The following is a 17,655-nucleotide window of genomic DNA, read 5'->3' as shown; positions in this document are numbered from 1 at the left end:
CGTCTGCCTCCGTTGCCCCCTCGCCCTCGCCCTCGCCCTCGCCCTCGCCCTCGCCCTCGCCCTCGCCCTCGCCCTCGCTCGAGCCTATGCCGGTTGCCGTGACCGCTGACATGGCCATCGCTTCCACAGCCGACATTCCGACTCCGGAGAACGCGTTGCTCGCCGAGGCGGCGCACTCCCCGATGGCGGGTATCGCCGGCGAATCGTTGCCGCCGCAGCACGGACAGACTGCGCGTGCGGCCGAGTCCGCGATGCGCATGCCCGTACCTGCTCCGGTGCCGCAGGCGATGGCCGCCACGTCGTCGGCATCGGCCGCCGGGTCGATCCGGGTCGAACGCCGCGACGCGAGCGTGCCGGCAGGCCAGCTCGACGACGCGATGGTCTTGCGGGCGACGCAGGCACTGGAGGCTGCGGTCGCTGCCGACGACATGCCGGCAGCGCATGCAGAACTCGCCAGACTGGAAGACATGTTGCCCGCGAGCAGCCTCACCCTGCTCCGCATGCGTGCGTGGGTCGCCCATGGCAGCCGCGACATGACCGGCGCCGAGTCGCTGTACCGGCAGATCATCGAACGCGTGCCGGACGACATGAACGCCGGAGTCAACATCGCCCTGCTAGATGCCCGTCGCGGAGACGTCGGCGACGCCCGCGATCGCCTGACGCGGCTGGCCGCACGCCATCTGCGCTCACCGCAGGTCGCCCGTGCGCTGGCCGAGCTGGACACGCTGACGCAATGAATCCCGCGCTCGCCAGCCATCTCGAAGTACTGCGCCTCCACCGCGCCGCGTTCCCGCCCACGCCCGATGCCCAGGCATGGTTCAGGACACCGGCGCTGGATGCAGCACAGGCAGAGGCAGCGCATTGTCTGCGCACCCGCGCGGGTTTCGTCCTGCTGACCGGCGAGGTCGGGACCGGCAAGAGCACGTTCCTGCGCCGGCTGCTGGACGAACTCGGCGACGAGGGCGTCGCCACCTCACTGGTGTTCAACACCTTCCTGCAGGGTCCTGATCTGCTGGCCGCCGTGCTTCGCGATTTCGGGCTGGTCGCGACGGGAAGCCCGGCGACCGACCTTGAGACACTCAACCGGTTCCTGGTTGACCGCTGGCGCTCACAGGCCACGTGCGTGCTGATAATCGACGACGCGCAGAATCTGGACACCGACAGTCTGGAACTGCTCCGGCTGCTGACGAACCTGGAAACCGGGCAGGAGAAACTGCTGCAGATCGTGCTGGCGGGCCAACCGGAGCTGCACGCTCACCTGGCCCGACCCGGCATCCGGCAACTGACCAGCCGCATCTGCACTCACGTACGTCTGGACACGATGACCGCGTCCGAACTGGATCGCTACGTGGCGTTCCGCCTGGCCGCGGCCGGCGGGTCGGACATTGAGCTCGAGCCCGCCGCCCTGGCCGCGCTACACCGTGCCAGCGACGGCAACCCGCGCCGGGCGCATCTGATCATGGATCGCTGCCTGTACGGTCTGTACGGCCATGGCGAGGGCCAGCGCCGGATCGGGGCTCCGCTGGTGCGCCAGGCCGCCGCGCAGGCGGGCGTACGTCCCCTGCACCGGCGGCCGCGAGTGCCACTGGCCCTGGCCGCGACGGTTTTCGGCGCGATCGGCTTGAGCACACTGGCTCTGCTTCCACGGGACGCCGACTCCCGCCATGCCCCTCCGCCATCGGTTGCCGCGCAGCCTGCGCAGATCGAAGCCGGCGCCCTGCCCAGTGACGAGGCGCGCTGGCAGGCATGCCTGCAGGCGTTTGCCGGACAGGCCTTCCATGTACAGCCGGTCGATGCCGCGTTCGCGGCACGCCTGTCGACACTGGATGCTTCCTGCCTGCGAAACGACGCCGGACACTGGCGTGCGGCGTGGCGCATCGGTCTGCGACCGAAAGATTTCCTGCCCGGCACCGACGAGACACCGCTACGCCGCGTGCAGGCGCTGCTCCTCACGCAGGGGCTCTACGACGGAGCCGTCGACGGCCGCTTCGGTCCCCGCATGCGCGCGGCGTTGCGCCTGTTCCAGGCCCGCCATGGACTCCCTGCCGATGGTGTGCCCGACCCTGCCACCCTCCTGCTGATCGATGCATTGCTGGCCAATGCCGGGCAGCCGCCGTCTTCCCCTTCTCCTGAATCTGTCGCCCATGTCCATGGCTGAATCCACACCGATCCGTCCGTCCGCACCTACGTCCCTGCAGAAGGAAGGCACGCGCCTGGGCGAGCTGATGCTCGAGCGAGGGCTTCTTGATGCAACCCAGCTGCAGTACGCACTGCAGAAGAACGAGGTCGAGAAACAGCGGCTCGGGCGGGTCCTGATCCGCCATGGGCTGGCCAACGAATCGGACATCGTGCGCGCGCTGGCCGAAATGAACGGCGTTGACTACGTCCAGGTCGACACGTTGACGCAGTCCGATCCGCAGGTGCTGGCGATGTTCAATCGCGAACTGTGCCAGCTGCGGCAGTTCCTGCCACTGCGTCGGGCCGACGATGCTCTGGAAGTGCTGATCGGCGACGCGGATCCGGCCACCGTGCAGCAGCTGGTCCTGCAGCGCTGCGGCCTGCGCTGCCGCTTCGTGCAGGGCGAATACGGCAAGGTCGCGCGCCTGATTCGCCACACCTATTACTTCGCACAGAATCCTGTCGAGAGTCTGCTGGAACGGGAGATCAAGCGGCTCTCGTCCGACAACGACCATGCCTACAGCCCGGAGCGCCTGCTCGATTATCTGCTGCACTACGCGGTGCGTGAGCGGACTACCGACATCCATCTGGCGCCGTCCGACGACAGCCTCCATGTGCTGTTCCGCGTGGACGGCGTGCTGCGTCCGATGTTCGCAATGCCCACTTCGCTGACCCGCCTGCTGGGCTACATCAAGCTGGCGGCAGAGATGGACATCTCCGAGCAGCGCCGGCCGCAGGACGGCAGCTTCCGTGCCACGGTGCTCGATTCGGGCCTGACCGTGCGTGTGTCCACGATCATCACCGACTCGGGCGAACGCACCGTCCTGCGCTTACTGCCCGAACACAGCGAACTCGCGGGCCTGCGCGAGCTCGGCTTCTTTCCCGAGGACGTCGCGGTCCTCGAACGTCTGTTCGCCAAGCCCGCCGGACTGGTCCTGATCACGGGACCAACCGGTTCGGGCAAGAGCTCTTCGCTGCATGCAGCGCTGCGCATGCAGTCACTGATCGAGCGCAACGTGCTGACCGTCGAAGATCCGATCGAATACCGCGTGCCTGGCGCCGGCCAGACCGAGGTCAATCGCCGCTCCGGTTACGAGTTCGGATCGGCACTGCGCCATTTCCTGCGTCACGACCCCGACGTGATCCTGCTGGGCGAGATGCGCGACGCCGAGACCGCGCAGGCCGCGCTGGAAGCCGCCGCAACCGGCCATCTCGTACTCTCCACGCTTCACGTGACCACGGTATTCGGCGTGGTCCCGCGTCTGCGTCCATTGGGCCTGGAAGCCCAGGTGATCGCCGACAACCTGCTGGCGGTTGTCAACCAGCGCCTTGTGCGCCAGAACTGCCCGTTCTGCACCCAGGAAGTGCCCTTCACGGAGGCCGAGGCCACGTGGCTCGGTGTCGCCCCGGGGGCGTCGGGCAAGCGGGGCGCCGGATGCGATCGCTGCCGCGGCAGCGGTTTCTACGGCCGCCTGCCGGTCTACGACATCATGGTCGTCGACGAAGCGCTGGCGAACGGCATCGCCGACGACGCCGGCCGCGAAGCGTTGCGCAACCTGGCGATGAACGCGGGCTTCCGCGGGATCGAAGACGTCGCACGCGCGCGCATCCTCGCGGGGCAGACGACCAGCGAAGAAGTGTTGCGCGTGGTCGGCGTGGGCCCGGCGCCATGAACGTCTATTACTACCGCCTGCTCCTCTCGAGCGGCCGCGTGCGCGCGGGAATCACCCAGCTGTCGGTCGAGCGCGACTCCTCGGCGCGGATGTGGCTGGAAAAGAACTTCGACGCAGTGGTGCTCTCGCTGGTGCGGCTGCCCGGTTGGCTCGCCGAAAGCCAGCGTTCGATCTCCCAACTGGTCAAGCCGAGCATCCGCCCCGCGGAACTCGCCGGCATGCTTCGCGACCTCGGCGTGATGACCAGCAGCGGCATCCCGATCATGGAAGCACTGCGCGCCGTGGCGAACGAGGTCGGCCAGGGCAGCGCCACCAATGCCGCGAAGCTCGCGCGCCGCCTGCTCGAGGAACTCGACGCTGGCGCATCCCTGAGCGACGGTGTCGCCCGCTATCCGGACGCGTTCCCTGAAACCGTTCGCAACCTCGTCATGATCGGCGATGAGACCGGCACGATGGACAAGATGCTGATGGAAGCGGCCGACCACGTCGAACGCATCAGCAAGATGACCGCTGACACCCGCCAGGCGCTGATCTATCCCGGTTTCGTGTTCTCGGCCATCTTTGCCGCCGGCGGTTTCTGGATCTACTACGTGATTCCGAACCTGTCGGATCTCTTCAAGCAGATGAATGCCGATCTGCCCCCGCTCACCATCGCGGTGATGGCAGGGTCGGAGTGGCTGATCGCGCATATGGGGCTCATGCTCGGACTGATGGCGGTGGCTGCCTTCGTACTCTGGGTGACGTGGCGTTACAGCCGGCCCTTCCGACGGATGATCCATTACGGCCTGCACCGGGTACCCATCGCGCGCACGATCATGAATTCCTCGGGGCTCGCGTTCTTTACCGAGTACATGGCGCTGCTGATCCGTGCGGGTGTGGACATGGTCAGCAGCCTGCAGGTGATGGAGCGGGCGATGCGCGACGAGTATTACCGCGACCGCATCATCGCGATCCGCCAGGTGCTCGAACGCGGTGACCGCATCTCCTCCGCGATGCGCCAGGTCGGCGGCTTTCCTTCGATGATGGTGCGCATGATCGCGGTCGGCGAGGAAACCGGCACGCTCGATTCGCAGTTCGGCCGGCTCTCCTCCGAATACAGCACGCGTCTGCAGCGGCTGATCACCAACCTTTCCGAAGTCATCAAGCCCGTGGTCGTGCTGCTGGCCGGCGGGATGTTCGTATTCCTGATCGTTGCCCTGCTGCTACCGGTCTATGACCTGGTCAAGCAGGCGATCGCATCGCCGCAGTTCTGATGGAGATTCGCCTCATGCAGATAGTCGTCCGCCACCCGATGCGCGGTTTTACGATCCTGGAAATGTCGGTGGTGCTGGTGGTGATCGCGCTCATCCTCGGGGCGGTGACCGTCGGACGCGACGTCTACCGCAGTGCCGTGGCCGAGCGCATCGGCAGCGAGTTCGTCCAGGGCTGGATGATCGCCTACGACCGTTACGTCCAGCAGACCGGGACGGTGCCCGGCGACGAACTCGCCAATCCCACAGGTCGTGTAAACGGATCGCCAGGAGCTGCACTGTGCGGCAACGAGTTGCGTGGCGCGATGATCGCCCGTGGCGTCGCGCTGCCACCCGGTCGCGCCGAAGGTATGGAGACGCGTCACGTTTATCAGGACAGCCGCGGCCTGCCGCGTGAGGTCGAGGTGTGTTTCATGAACCTCCCCGACTGGGCTGAGCCGGCGACCGGGACCAGCTACGCGCAGCGGCCCCGCAACGTGATGCGGTTGAGCGGCCTGACCCCTGAACTGGCCGGCCAGCTGGACCTGCGGATCGACGGGCGCATCGACGCGCGTTTCGGGCGCATGCGCGAGAGCACCCGGCACTCGATGGTGGCGGCGATCGGCAGCACGCCGGTCGACAACCCCTGGACCCTCAACGAAAGCGAAGGGATCAACAGCAACCCGGACGCCCAGGTCGCCGCAATGACCGGCTACATCCGGATGAACCAGTAACCGTCGCCCATGCAGGAGTTCGACATGGACACACCGGCGATTCCGCGCCGCGGTCATCACTTTCCACCTGCGCGCCGGGGCATGGCGGGCTTCGGCGTCGTCCAGGCTGCGCTGGCGCTGATGCTGGTCGCGGCGGTGCTCGGTGCCGGTGCGCTGGTCCTGCACGCCAAGCGTGCTCCGGCGCAAGCCAGTGGACAGGAACAGGCGCTGCGCTGGGCCGACGAGGCAGTCGCCGCCTTCGCTTCCGCCAATGCACGGCTGCCCTGCCCTTCGACGACGGTACACGGCACCGAGGACTGCAGCAGTGATCGCCAGCAGGGTTGGCTGCCGCTGCGCTCGCTGGTCGGCGCATCAGGCATCGCGCCACAGCTCGGGCCGATGGCCTACATGGTGTATCGCGGCGACGAAGGCGCGCATCTCGACCTGACCAATCCGGGCAACGCCTGGCAGCCCAGGCTCACCGACGGCACTATCCGCACGATCGCGACAACTGACGACGCGGGCGCCAGCACCAGCCGCGCCTTCGACTCGGTCAACGGTCTCGACCTGTGCAGGGCGCTGGAACTGGCGGATGCCGCGGCGCCCGACCCTTCCCGCGCGCGCATCACGGAGCCCGGCAGCGCACCGCGCAATGTGGCCTACGGCATTGCCGCTGCCGGTCCGCAGGCGGGGACCGGCACCCGCTTGGACAGCGCCAATGCCGGTACCGACGCGTCGATGGCCGCCCCCTCGCAGAACTGGAACGCCGACTACGACGATCGGGTGCGGATACGCACTTTCGATGGCATGGCGCAGACCCTGGGCTGCCGTCTGTTGTCAGGCGGATTGGCCAGCGCACCTGCCGCGCGTACTTTCTCGGGCATTCCATTCCTCGACGCTGCGGCCACGCCGGCGGCCTGGAACGTCCAGCACGCGTCGATGGACGCCTTGGCCGCCGCCGTCACCCTGCACGACAGCCTCAAGGCGCTTCAGGAGGCCAACGTCGAAACCACGAACGGGGCGGTGCTCGGCGCCGCGATGGCGCAGGCAGGCGAGGTCATCAAGGTACTCATGGCGGCAGCGTCGGTGTCCGGCGCGGTGACCAGCCTCACGAACAACGCGGCGAGCCTGGCCCGGTCGGTCGCAACCTGCATCGCATCGCTTGGCGTGATGTGCTGGGAAGTGCCGCTCAAGGCCACTGCTGTTGGACTGTCGGTCGCGTCCGTGGTGACCAGCGCCGTGGCGCTCGGCCTGAATATCGCCGCCATTCCGCCGACTGCGCTGGCTCTGGCCAAGACCGTGGAGGCCCGTGACCGTGCCAAGAACGCCGCGCGCGAGCGTCCCAGGGATCTCAAGGCCACGATCGACGATATGGCATGCCAGCTTTACGGGCGCGATCCGCCCGAGCCGCCGGACGGCAGCAGCACGCCCTACAACCCCTGCACTGCCGAAAACGACATCAGGACCGGTGCCGACGGCAAGCCGGTGCTGAAGAAAGACGAGTTCGGCGCACCGATCCCGGTGGTCGACGGGGCCGGCCGCCAGGTGTTCGACGGCGACGGAACGCCGTTGTACCACTACGAGTACATCACCGATACCGACCCCAAGGGGCTTGACGAGAAGCGGGACGAAGCGCGCACGGAATGGGAGTTCCTGCTGGCGCAGGTGACGCTGCTCGAAGAGAAGCGCCTGGCACATTGGGACGACCAGAACATGCGGGCCCGCATCGACGAGAGCGGGTCGATGAACTTACACAACGGCCGCTATCAACGGATCGTCTGCGATCACGTGGGACAGGGCAATGGCGATCTCGACGCCTCGTGCAACTCGGTCGCGCGTGTCGACGACGCGATGCAAGGCGCCTACAGCAATCGCCGAACGGACTTCTTGTGGGACCTCGCGATCGCCGACGCAGTCCAGCAGCGAGCGTACGCGGAGGCGTGGGCCAAGGCGAACCTGCGCGAGAAGGAAGTCGAGCACGAGGTCCAGGAGCTGCAGAAGAATTTCGACATGTGGTTCACCGGTCTGGATGGGCAGAAGTCACTGTTCCGGACCATGCAGGACGAGCGAGACGACGCACACCATTGTGGCGCCCGGCCGGCCACGGACCTGTCGCGTCAGAAGTGCAGGAATGCCGAGATCGCAGTCGAGTACGTGAATTCATGCCGGCGCGAAGTGCGCGATGAAACCACCGGCCTGATCAGGTTGGAGGAGGACATGGATCCCCTGTCCAACTGCCGGGCTCGCATGACCGAGCGGCTGGAAGTCGCGAAGCAGGACCAACGCGACGTTGGCCGCAACCTCGCCGCTATCGAACGCGCCTACAACAGCCAGCTCGCCCCCCGGATCAACTACCCGGCAGACTGGTTCGAGCACGCGATCGAGGAAATCCTCGATGGCGACAGGACCCGGTACGAATGGCGACGTTCGCACCGCAAGGCTTGGCCTTTCCCGGGAAGTCCAGGCCTGCCCGACGACGTCCTCCCCGGGTGGGTCAAGACGACAGTGCCTTACTACGCCCCTGAGCCCTATCGGGGTCGAGGCTCGGCCCAGATGCTGGTGACTTCCAACCTGGAACTTCGCAACAAGAAGCAGTGCGAATTCTTCGCCAGCTTGGGCTGGGACTATTCCTGGGGCGGCGACCTGCTGTTCCACGAAGGACTGTACTGCCAGCGCTATCCCTACAACCGCGCCTACTCGGACTGGTTGCTGGCGCAGAAGGGGTCGACCGAAGCCGAGAAGATCTACATCGCCCTGGTCGAGCAGTTCGACAGCCTCGAAAAGCAATACAACGACCTGCGCCGCGCCAAACAGGACGAAGCCGGCAACGTCAATGCACGCCTGGTCGGTTTCGGCGCGGAGTCCGCGCTCGAGCGTGCCGACGCGCGCGGCACGGTGGGTCCGCAACCGGTGCGGACGCCATGATCGCGCCTGCGCATCGCCAGCGCGGCGTCTCGCTGGTGGAACTCGCGGTGGGGCTGGTGATCGCCGCCCTGCTCGCCACTGTTCTACTCAGCGTGGTGCCGCTGGGTACCGAGGTGGTCGATGGCGAACGCCAGCAACAGGAGCTCGCCCGCGCTGACGAGGCGCTGCTGGGCTACCTGCGCAGCCACAACCGCCTGCCGGCCGCCGACCACGACGACGACGGCCGCGAGGACACGGGCAGCACCTTTGGCTGGTTGCCCGTCACCGACCTCGGCCTGCCCCGCCATCTGCGTATCCGCTACCAGGTCCAGCCCACGCTGGCCACGGCGCCCGGCGACGTGTTCCGTCCCCTACTGCCGCCCGATTACCGCGGCGAACTGGGCACCGCAGGCAACGGCCTGGACATGTGCATGCGTCTGCTGCTCAACCAGCGTGACGGCCTCTCGGTCGGCGGCCTGGACATGCCGGTGGCCTATTACCTGGGCCACCCCGGAGCACCGGGCCACGATACCGGTCCGCTGGACGCGGTGTGGGACCCCGCCATCCAGCCGGTGCCCGGCGCTGCGAACGCGCCCGTGCTCTCGCTGGCTGCGGGCCCGGCGGAGCTCGCCGCGCGGCTGGCATGCCCCGACCGCCTGGCGCGTGCGCAAGGCGGCGCGCAGGCGGCCTACGCTGCGTACAGCGCATACCGGATAACCAACCTCAACCGGGATTTCCGCGCATTCGACGTCAAGATCGCCCAGCTGATCGTCGACGAGGCCACGACCAGCCGCAACCTCGCGATCTACGCCCTTGCCGACGCGATCACCAGCGAAGCCGTCGCAGTCGTGCTGACCGCCGCCGGGTGGCCACCCGACAAGATGAGCATCCTGGTGGGCGCGAAATATCTCGCCTCCGGGCTTGCAGGCGCCACCCTGTCGCTGGCGCTGGCGATCAAGGGCATCGTCGATGCCGAGGCGGCGCTGAACGAGGCCAACGCCGACCTCGCCAAGCGACGCGAACATCTCGAGCTGGTCGAAACGCACCGTGAGCGCACCGAAGCCCTGTACGTCGCGGCCAGCCGCAACGCCATCGCACTCGATACCGCTGGACTCTCACAATGAACCAACCGATCGGGATATCGGGCAGTCCCACCCTGGCGTTCCCGCAACGACTCCGGGCAGGCGCATGCCCGGTGCAAGCCGACCTTCCCGCATCGCCACCCGCTCCGTCGCGACGGCATACGCGCGCGACGCGCGCCTCGCATCTCCGGCGATGCGGGGACCGCGGGCGGAGCATGTCCGGCAACGGGCGCCACCTCCAGCTCGGACTGACCCTGGTCGAACTGGCGGTCACCCTGGTGATCCTGGGTGTGATCGGCATCCTTCTGGTCCGGTGGTTGGGCATCACTGCCATGGAACGCCGTGACGACGCCCAGCGCACCGTGCTCCAGCGCGCCGACGATGCACTGCTCGGGTTCGCAGCAATCCACGGCCGCCTGCCATGCCCCGCAACCACTGGCGAAGGCCGCGAGGACTGCACCGAGGCCGGTGTCGGGCAGTTGCCCTGGCGCAGCCTCGGCCTGCCGGACGAGCGCGCTGGCCGGGTGCGCTACGGCGTGCTGCGTGGAAGGGGAAACCTGACCCTCCCCGGGTACGACCTCAACACCTTTGACGCCACCCTCGACGCCGACCTCGTCCAGCGCCGTGACCGCGCCGAGAGCCTCCAGGTGCTCCTCAACAGCCCCGATGTCACCGTCGCCCACTCCGTCCAGCCATACGACAACTGCAGTCGTCTCCCGGCTGGCGATGCCACCTGTGCGAACGCCCCGCAGCTGCACATGAACTCGCTGGATTTCTGCGAGGCGTTGCGCAGCGCTTCGCTGCTGCCGCCGAGCATCCTGTTCGTGCACACCCGCCGCGAGGACGTCCCCGAGCAGATCGCCGGCAACGTCGCCTACGCACTCGCGCTTCCCGATGCGCTGCAACCCGCCGCCGAACACATCGGCGCTTCAACGGCGTTTCACTCTCCCCGCCGGCCGTCTACGCCCGACTACCAGGACAAGGTCCTGGCCGTGGGCATCGATCAGCTGTGGACGCGGCTGCGTTGCGGCGACTCCCATGGACCGGCGGTATACGCGCACGCCAACGCCGCCGTTGCCGCCCGCCTGACCACGCCGACGATGCATAACCACCTCGAACAGCTGGAAGTCATGCGCGATCTCGCAGAGGCGATGAACTACAGCGCCGACGCCGCCATCGTCTCCGCCGTCAACGGCATTACCGGCGGCACCAGCCAGACCCTAGACACCATGTCGGAAACCTTCGAGACCTACGGCCTGTTCGGCTGGCGCGTGGTGCTGGCCAGTACCGGTATCGGCGCGGCGATTGGACAGGTGGTGGCGGCTGGTATTGCCAAGGCCAGCACCGCGTCCTACCTCGAGAAGACAACCCGGTATCGTGACGAGTTCCGCCACTTCCCGCCCTCCGCGCAGTTGGTCGAAGACGCGGTCGTGCTCGATGCCCGCCGGGCCGACATCCTCGGCGGCTTTCCTGATCCGGTCTCACGCGACGTCGCCGAGCGTTTCGATGGAACCTTGGCGGCACCATGAGCCTCCGGGACCAGGACGCTCTGCGTGGACCTGCTGACCTCCCGTCAAGGGAGCATCTGGTATCTTCCGCCGTCCTGTCGGCCACCCAGGGCGGCGTTCCGCAGGCATCCGTGAACGAGGGTATGGAAGACACCGACCAGCACACCATCGCCGTCAATGGCGCCTCCACGCTGCCGACAGCGCCCGCCTGTATCGTCGTGATCCACGGGGAAGGCTTCGGGCAACGGGTCGATATCGGCGCAGAGCCGGTCATCGTGGGGCGCTCCACCGACGCGACGCTGCGTCTTGTCAGCCCGAGTGTCTCGCGCCGCCACTGCGAGATCTGGCGGGAAGGCGACTTTTACCGCATCCGCGACCTGGGCTCGACCAACGCCACCTACATCGGCGGTCGCGCCGTGCAGGAGGCAACCCTGACTGACGGCGATCAGATCACCATCGGTGAGAGCGTCCTCAAGTTCGTCAGCCACACCAACGTCGAAGCGGTCTATCACGCCCATGTCTCACGCCTGATGTTCCGGGACCGGCTCACGGGTCTTCTGGGACGCCAGGATTTTGTTGCCGCGGCGGAGACGCGTATCGTCGCCGCCCTCGCGGCGAAAAGTGCGCTCAGCCTTGTATTGATCGACATCGACGGCATGGCGGCGCTGCAGTCGGAACAAGGTGACGAAGCTTCCGCGAGTGCGTTGACGCAGGTCGTCGGATTGCTGGAAAGCCGGCTCGAAGACGGCGATATCGCCGCGCGAATCGGCGAATGCCAGCTTGCGTTCCTCCTGGGGCGCGACCTCGCGGCCGCTCAGGACTTCGTGTCCGCGCTGCGACGCTCGATGTTCGAGGGGCGGACCACGCGCGACGAGCCGTCCGCACCACCCGTGTCGCTCCTCGCCGGGGTGGCCCAGCTGGAAGCTGGCATCAAGAGCCTCGGTGAGCTGATGAAGCAGATCCGGCTCACGGCGACAGCGACCTGAGTTGACCGCAGATGCAGACGCATGGAAACGTTCCCCGGCCGAGCGCCGGTGTGATGCCCGTCGCTTATGCTGCGCCGACCCATGCCTCCGGCGGGCCGTACCGCCGCTGCGACCTCCACCAGCTTTTTCCGTACAGGGACGACGCATGATCGAGTTCGGCCATCTGACGCACGCGGGTCTGCGCCGGGATCTCAACGAAGACACCTATTACGGCGACAGCGAGCTGGCGCTCTGGCTGGTCGCCGACGGCATGGGCGGACACGAATACGGTGAAGTCGCCAGTGCGCTCGCGCGCGAGACCATCGTCCGCGAAATCCGCCAGGGCACCTCCCTGTCCCAGGCGATCCGCATCGCCGACGAGGAGATCATCCGCGCGTCGCGCCGACGCGGCGACAGCCTGCCGATGGGCACGACGGTGGTCGCCGCCCGCGTGACCGGCAATCGTTTCGAGGTGGCGTGGGTCGGTGACAGTCGTGTCTATCTGTGGCGGGACGGCAAGCTCACGCAGCTCTCGCAGGATCACAGCTACGTGCAGGAGCTCATCGCGCAGGGCGCGATCACCGTCGATCAGGCGCGCAGCCACCCCCATCGCAACGTGGTCACCCAGGCCCTGGGGGTCACCGATCCGCAGATGCTCAACGTGGAGACGCTGTCGGGCGAACTGAACCCCGGCACGCAGCTTCTGCTGTGCAGCGACGGCCTCACCGAGGAGGTCGACGACCGGGGAATCTCGCGAGTCCTGGCGCACGCCGAGTGCAGCGCGCAGGAATGCGTGGACGGACTGGTCGCCGCCGCACTCGATGGCGGTGGTTCCGACAACGTCACGGTGATCCTGATCCGCCGGCACTGAGGGCCGGCGCTTTTGCCTCAGGCGGCCTCGGTCTCGCTCTCGGCCGCGAGCGCAGGCGCCCACAGGCTGACGCCCGCTTTCCTGCGGATCGCCTCGACCCGCGCCGCGTGCGCGGCGAGATCGTCGGCCGGAACACGTAGCGGCGGACGCGCGCCCATCGGCCGGGCCAGCACCACGTGGTGCGTACCGGGCTCGGGCTCGGACCCGCTGCCGAAGCCGATCTCGTGCTGGCCCGCGGTCAGGGCCAGATAAACCTCGGCCAGCAGCTGCGCATCGAGCAGCGCGCCATGCAGCTGGCGGTGCGCGTTGTCGACACCCAGCCGCTTGCACAGCGCGTCGAGCGAATTGCGCTGGCCCGGATAGCGCTGGCGGGCAAGCAGCAGGGAGTCTTCCACCGTCACCCGCTGCCGCAGGCTGCCGTAGGCCGGGCCGAGCAGCGCGAGCTCGTTGTCGAGGAAGCCCACGTCGAAGGCGGCGTTGTGGATCACCAGCTCCGCCCCGTCGATGAACTCGAGGAAGGCGTCTGCGATCTCGGCGAAGACCGGCTTGTCGGCCAGGAATTCCAGGCTCAGTCCGGTCACCTCGGCCGCGCCCTGCTCGAAATCGCGGTCCGGCTTGATGTACTGGTGATAGGTGCGGCCGGTCGGCCGACGCTCGACCAGCTCCACGCAACCGATCTCGACGACGCGGTTGCCCTTCTTCCACTCCAGGCCGGTGGTTTCGGTATCGAGGACGATCTGGCGCATCGGTGTCTCCATCAGGCCGCTGCGGTGCGCTGGGCGCGCGCGGCGGCGCTGGCGAGCGCGTCGACGCGCTCGTTTTCGGGATGCCCCGAGTGACCCTTCACCCACTGCCAGTCGATCCGGTGGCGCTCGCAGGCGATCTGCAGGCGCTGCCACAGATCCTGGTTCTTGACCGCGCCGCCGCCGGCCGTCTTCCAGCCGCGCCGCACCCAGTTGCGCAGCCATTCGGTGATGCCCTGGCGCACGTACTGGGAATCGGTGTGCAGCACGATCTCGCACGGCTCGCTCAGCGCTTCCAGCGCGGCGATCGCGCCCATCAGTTCCATGCGGTTGTTGGTGGTCAGCGGCTCGCCGCCCGAGAGCTCGCGCTCGATGTTCTTGTAGCGCAGCAGGGCCCCCCAGCCGCCAGGGCCCGGGTTGCCGAGGCATGCGCCATCGGTATAGATCTCGATCGACTTCATCACTGTTTCCGGAATATGGGTATCAGCCAGCTGCCGCGCCAGCCGGCAGGGCGAGCGGACGCGGACTGCGCAGGGGTGTCAGGGGCAGATGACGTTTCTGCCCGCACAGGGCATAAGCGGCCCGTAGACCCGGGCCGTTCTGGACCCCGCTCACCGGCTCGATCCGCCAACTCGGGCCGAGTCCGCTCGACACCGCATCCGGCGCGAGGCCCGCTTCACGCATCCGCCGTCGCCAGGTCAAGGGCTCGGCGCTGGCGATGCCGGTGCCGCGCCAGCGCCAGCGGTACGGGGTCAGCGGGTTGAGCACCAGCAGCCACAGACGGCCCCCGGGCGACAGGACGCGCGCGGCCTCCTCGAGCAGGCCCAGCTCGTCCTCGCGTCCGCCGATCACGTGCTGCAGCACCACGGCGCCGAACGCTTCGCTCGGCAGCGGCAGCGGCGTGCCGCACCGGACCGCGCCACGCAGGGTGTCGCCGTGACGGACCAGGCACAGCCCGCGTCCGGATGCCGACGTCGCCGGGGCCGCCGGCGCGAGCCACAGCCAGGGCAGGCCCGGGTGCGATCCCAGGACCTCGCTGACCAGCACGCGTTCGCTGTCGAGCACCGCGCGGCCGGCCGCCGTTTCGAACCAGTTGCTGGCGCTGCCGGGTTGACCGGCCGGAGTGATCACGGGCATGGTCCCGATTGTAAGGGCTCCGGGACATGCGCGACTCCGGCGCCGCGGTCTCGACCGGCGCTGCGGGCGGACACGCGAGCCCAACCTGGTCGCGAACGCGCTGGTGCTCCGCCCTGTCCCGCAGTCCTCTGCGCCGCGCCACGCCGATCACGGAGTCCGTAACGATGCGAGTGCAGCCGCTGCCCGCCTTCGACGACAACTACATCTGGACCCTGGCCGACGACTCGGGCCGGGCTGTCATCGTGGACCCGGGGGACGCGGGGCCGGTGCTCGGCGCCGCCGATGCGGGCCTGACGCCGCTGGCCGTGCTGCTGACCCACCACCACGCCGACCATATCGGCGGCGTGCCGGCACTGCTGGCGCGCTGGCCAGGCCTTCCCGTGTACGCCCCCGACGATCCACGGATTCCCCACGCCACCGCGCGGATCGGGGCCGCAAGCACCGTTCCGGTGGGCGACTGGCGCTTCGAAGTGATCGAGGTCCCCGGGCATACCCGCAGCCACATCGCGTTTTACGGGCACGGGCATCTGTTCAGCGGGGACACCCTGTTCAGCCTCGGCTGTGGGCGTATGTTCGAAGGTACGCCGGCCCGGATGCTGGCTTCGCTGGACCGCCTCGCGGCCCTGCCACCCGATACACTGGTCTGCTGCGGCCATGAGTACAGCCGCGCCAACGCCGCCTTCGCGCGGACGGTGGACCCGGACAACGCAGCGCTCCGGCGCCGCGAACAGGAGATTCTCGACATGCGCAGCGCCTCGCGCCCTACCCTGCCCGTCGCTCTTGCGAGCGAACTCGACGCCAATCCTTTCCTGCGTACCCACACCGCTGCCGTCCGCGAGGCGGTCGCGCGGCATGGGGGGTTCGACGCGCAGGACCGCGTCGCCGTGTTCGCCGGGCTGCGGCGCTGGAAGGACGGCTTCGTCGCATGAGGGCGGGTCCGATGACCCGGCTGGCCGCAGCATTGCTGATGCTGGTAGCGCCGACGACCATCCTGCATGCGGCAGACACCCCCGCCGCAGGCGCCACCCCGGGCCCCGCCCCCGCCCTTGTCCCGGCAACCACAACTGTCGCAGCAGTGCCGACACCACCGGTCACCCGCAATGGCCAGGAGGTCTACCGCCGGTTCGTCGAAGGGCTCTCGGAGCCCGATTGCAATGACGCCGCGACGGAGCGGTGGCGCGCACAGTTCGGCCATGTCCCACGCCAGCTGGCCTCCGGCGGAAACGACGTACTGCCGCTGTTTTCGTATGTGGTCGAGGAGATCCGCGCCCAGCACCTGCCGACCGAGTACGCATTGATTCCCTTCGTCGAAAGCGGCTATCGCCCCGCTGCCCGCAGTCCATCGGGACCCGCAGGGCTCTGGCAGTTCATCGCGGTGACCGCGCGCAATCACGAGATTCCGATCCGGCCGGGGTATGACGGCCGCCTGTCGCCCGCCGATTCCACCCGCGCTGCGGTGCGCTACCTCAAGAGCCTGCACGGCATGCTGGCCGGGGACTGGCGACTGGCTGTGATGGCCTACAACGCCGGCGAATACCGGGTATTCAACGCTCTCAAGCGTGCGGGACAGGAGGCGCGCGACGCGACGCCCGATTCCTTGCCGGTGCCGCAGATCACCCAGACCTACGTACGCAAGCTGCATGCGCTGTCGTGCCTGATCAAGGAAGCCGGCACGCGCGAAACCTGGATGGCGGCGATGGACCGGGAGGTGCCGGCACTGACCGCGATCCCGGTGCCCGACGGCATCCGCGACCTGGACACGCTTGCCGACCGCCACGTCACCGACGCCGCGCGGCTCAAGAGACTCAATCCCGCGCATGCCGACGGTCGCCTCGCCCGGATCGGACAGCCGGTCAGCCTGCTGGTACCGCAGTCCGCCGCCGCGCCGCCGGTGTTCATGGCCGAAGCGCCACCGGACATCGACATGCCCGCCGCCGACGCGGCGCCCGATACCGCATCGCAGGCGCAGCGCGTGCACACCGTCGCAGCGGGCGAGTCCCCCTGGTCGATTGCCAAGCGTTACGGGCTGAGCACGCAGCAGCTCCTGGGCCGCAACGCGCTGACCGCGCGCAGCGTATTGCGACCCGGCATGCTCCTGCAGATCGACGCACGCTGATCCCCGCGCGGCGCGCGCCCGGCGCCCCGAACCGTGTTGGACCCGCTGGCGTCGGCGCGCTTGAGGACGCACACACGTCGCGCCCGCCGATCGAGCTTCGATCTATGCCAGCCGTGCTTCGTCGGAGGCGCATCGCCCGGATTGGGACTGCGCGCCTCATATCGGCCTGACGCATGCGACCAGACCGCGTCCGGACCAACCGACGCACCTGCGCAGATCGAAAACGAAGTCTCCGCTCGCGCACGCGAACTCACGGCGCCCGGTCCCGTGGGGGTCCACACATCGACACCGGTCGGGCGCACGCGTCCGCGCGCGCTCGCCGTCGTCATCACCTTGGTCAGCTCGGCGCGATGCGGCTGGCTGGGCGCCGAGACCGTGCGAGTGAGCCGGTCCCAAGCACTTCATCAGGGCCTGATCGGGCGTCGTGCGCTTTCCGGGGGGCCAAGCGCACGGCTTTGCGCGACGGGCAGCCGGCGAGTGCCCCAGCCAGTGGCCGGGCAAAAAAAAGCCCGGCTTGCGCCGGGCTCTTCGATCAC

Annotated in this window: 15 protein-coding genes; 12 read left to right on the top strand and 3 right to left on the bottom strand. The window is 68.2% G+C overall.

The window, feature by feature from the left end; translation table 11 throughout:
• Positions 1 to 110 precede the first annotated feature (110 nt).
• From EGK76_RS08070 to EGK76_RS08025, 10 genes are all read left to right on the top strand, one after another.
• On the top strand, positions 111 to 737 hold the full coding sequence (locus EGK76_RS08070) for a hypothetical protein (RefSeq protein WP_123832254.1): 627 nt from the start codon (positions 111 to 113) through the stop codon (positions 735 to 737).
• Entirely contained in the window at positions 734 to 2,158 is a 1,425-nt protein-coding gene (locus tag EGK76_RS08065) for an AAA family ATPase (RefSeq protein WP_123832253.1), read from the top strand. The genes EGK76_RS08070 and EGK76_RS08065 overlap by 4 nt, the downstream gene beginning before the upstream one ends.
• Positions 2,145 to 3,851: a type II/IV secretion system protein gene (locus tag EGK76_RS08060; protein ID WP_233580218.1), complete on the top strand. Its 1,707-nt coding sequence runs from the start codon at positions 2,145 to 2,147 to the stop codon at positions 3,849 to 3,851. Before EGK76_RS08065 ends, EGK76_RS08060 begins: the two co-directional genes overlap by 14 nt.
• A complete protein-coding gene (locus tag EGK76_RS08055) occupies positions 3,848 to 5,104 on the top strand; it encodes a type II secretion system F family protein (RefSeq protein ID WP_123832252.1) in 1,257 nt (418 codons plus the stop codon). Before EGK76_RS08060 ends, EGK76_RS08055 begins: the two co-directional genes overlap by 4 nt.
• A 14-nt stretch (positions 5,105 to 5,118) precedes the next feature.
• A complete protein-coding gene (locus tag EGK76_RS08050; protein WP_199730881.1) occupies positions 5,119 to 5,814 on the top strand; it encodes a type II secretion system protein in 696 nt (231 codons plus the stop codon).
• A 9-nt stretch (positions 5,815 to 5,823) separates the two neighbouring features.
• Entirely contained in the window at positions 5,824 to 8,718 is a 2,895-nt protein-coding gene (locus tag EGK76_RS08045) for a hypothetical protein (RefSeq protein WP_148087425.1), read from the top strand.
• Positions 8,715 to 9,821, top strand: a complete 1,107-nt coding sequence (locus EGK76_RS08040) for a type II secretion system protein (protein ID WP_123832249.1) — start codon at positions 8,715 to 8,717, stop codon at positions 9,819 to 9,821. The genes EGK76_RS08045 and EGK76_RS08040 overlap by 4 nt, the downstream gene beginning before the upstream one ends.
• A 173-nt stretch (positions 9,822 to 9,994) precedes the next feature.
• The gene (locus EGK76_RS08035) at positions 9,995 to 11,308 is read left to right on the top strand and encodes a type II secretion system protein (RefSeq protein ID WP_123832248.1); all 1,314 of its coding nucleotides are present in this window, start codon (positions 9,995 to 9,997) and stop codon (positions 11,306 to 11,308) included.
• 122 nt (positions 11,309 to 11,430) lie between these two features.
• The gene (locus EGK76_RS08030) at positions 11,431 to 12,273 is read left to right on the top strand and encodes an FHA domain-containing protein (RefSeq protein ID WP_158613465.1); all 843 of its coding nucleotides are present in this window, start codon (positions 11,431 to 11,433) and stop codon (positions 12,271 to 12,273) included.
• A 145-nt stretch (positions 12,274 to 12,418) separates the two neighbouring features.
• A complete protein-coding gene (locus EGK76_RS08025; RefSeq protein WP_096297684.1) occupies positions 12,419 to 13,123 on the top strand; it encodes a protein phosphatase 2C domain-containing protein in 705 nt (234 codons plus the stop codon).
• 17 nt (positions 13,124 to 13,140) lie between these two features.
• On the opposite strand, the gene dnaQ is transcribed toward EGK76_RS08025, so the two are convergent.
• Genes dnaQ through EGK76_RS08010 form a run of 3 tightly spaced genes read right to left on the bottom strand, consistent with a single transcriptional unit; the run spans position 13,141 to position 15,003 of the window.
• A complete protein-coding gene (gene dnaQ, locus EGK76_RS08020; protein ID WP_123832246.1) occupies positions 13,141 to 13,869 on the bottom strand; it encodes a DNA polymerase III subunit epsilon in 729 nt (242 codons plus the stop codon).
• 11 nt (positions 13,870 to 13,880) lie between these two features.
• Positions 13,881 to 14,327, bottom strand: coding sequence for a ribonuclease HI (gene rnhA / locus EGK76_RS08015; RefSeq protein ID WP_096297681.1), 447 nt, complete (start codon positions 14,325 to 14,327; stop codon positions 13,881 to 13,883).
• A 22-nt stretch (positions 14,328 to 14,349) separates the two neighbouring features.
• Positions 14,350 to 15,003, bottom strand: coding sequence for a methyltransferase domain-containing protein (locus EGK76_RS08010; protein ID WP_123832245.1), 654 nt, complete (start codon positions 15,001 to 15,003; stop codon positions 14,350 to 14,352).
• Between the two features lie 164 nt (positions 15,004 to 15,167).
• Here EGK76_RS08010 and gloB point away from each other — a divergent pair, with 164 nt between their 5' ends.
• The gene (gloB, locus tag EGK76_RS08005) at positions 15,168 to 15,932 is read left to right on the top strand and encodes a hydroxyacylglutathione hydrolase (RefSeq protein WP_123832244.1); all 765 of its coding nucleotides are present in this window, start codon (positions 15,168 to 15,170) and stop codon (positions 15,930 to 15,932) included.
• Positions 15,929 to 17,119, top strand: a complete 1,191-nt coding sequence (locus tag EGK76_RS08000; protein WP_096297675.1) for a lytic transglycosylase domain-containing protein — start codon at positions 15,929 to 15,931, stop codon at positions 17,117 to 17,119. The genes gloB and EGK76_RS08000 overlap by 4 nt, the downstream gene beginning before the upstream one ends.
• Positions 17,120 to 17,655 lie beyond the last annotated feature (536 nt).

The organism is Luteimonas sp. 100069 (assembly GCF_003813845.1).
In the GTDB taxonomy this organism is placed as follows: domain Bacteria; phylum Pseudomonadota; class Gammaproteobacteria; order Xanthomonadales; family Xanthomonadaceae; genus Luteimonas; species Luteimonas chenhongjianii.
The sequence above is the reverse complement of the archived record's forward strand: the minus strand, read 5'-3'. Positions and strand labels throughout refer to the sequence as shown.

Bases quoted from the DNA above. Each gene is read 5' to 3' on its own strand.
- EGK76_RS08070 (WP_123832254.1), top strand. From the start codon at position 111: ATGGCCATCGCTTCCACAGCCGACATTCCGACTCCGGAGAACGCGTTG.
- EGK76_RS08065 (WP_123832253.1), top strand. From the start codon at position 734: ATGAATCCCGCGCTCGCCAGCCATCTCGAAGTACTGCGCCTCCACCGC.
- EGK76_RS08060 (WP_233580218.1), top strand. From the start codon at position 2,145: ATGTCCATGGCTGAATCCACACCGATCCGTCCGTCCGCACCTACGTCC.
- EGK76_RS08055 (WP_123832252.1), top strand. From the start codon at position 3,848: ATGAACGTCTATTACTACCGCCTGCTCCTCTCGAGCGGCCGCGTGCGC.
- EGK76_RS08050 (WP_199730881.1), top strand. From the start codon at position 5,119: ATGCAGATAGTCGTCCGCCACCCGATGCGCGGTTTTACGATCCTGGAA.
- EGK76_RS08045 (WP_148087425.1), top strand. From the start codon at position 5,824: ATGCAGGAGTTCGACATGGACACACCGGCGATTCCGCGCCGCGGTCAT.
- EGK76_RS08040 (WP_123832249.1), top strand. From the start codon at position 8,715: ATGATCGCGCCTGCGCATCGCCAGCGCGGCGTCTCGCTGGTGGAACTC.
- EGK76_RS08035 (WP_123832248.1), top strand. From the start codon at position 9,995: ATGTCCGGCAACGGGCGCCACCTCCAGCTCGGACTGACCCTGGTCGAA.
- EGK76_RS08030 (WP_158613465.1), top strand. From the start codon at position 11,431: ATGGAAGACACCGACCAGCACACCATCGCCGTCAATGGCGCCTCCACG.
- EGK76_RS08025 (WP_096297684.1), top strand. From the start codon at position 12,419: ATGATCGAGTTCGGCCATCTGACGCACGCGGGTCTGCGCCGGGATCTC.
- dnaQ (WP_123832246.1), bottom strand. From the start codon at position 13,869: ATGCGCCAGATCGTCCTCGATACCGAAACCACCGGCCTGGAGTGGAAG.
- rnhA (WP_096297681.1), bottom strand. From the start codon at position 14,327: ATGAAGTCGATCGAGATCTATACCGATGGCGCATGCCTCGGCAACCCG.
- EGK76_RS08010 (WP_123832245.1), bottom strand. From the start codon at position 15,003: ATGCCCGTGATCACTCCGGCCGGTCAACCCGGCAGCGCCAGCAACTGG.
- gloB (WP_123832244.1), top strand. From the start codon at position 15,168: ATGCGAGTGCAGCCGCTGCCCGCCTTCGACGACAACTACATCTGGACC.
- EGK76_RS08000 (WP_096297675.1), top strand. From the start codon at position 15,929: ATGAGGGCGGGTCCGATGACCCGGCTGGCCGCAGCATTGCTGATGCTG.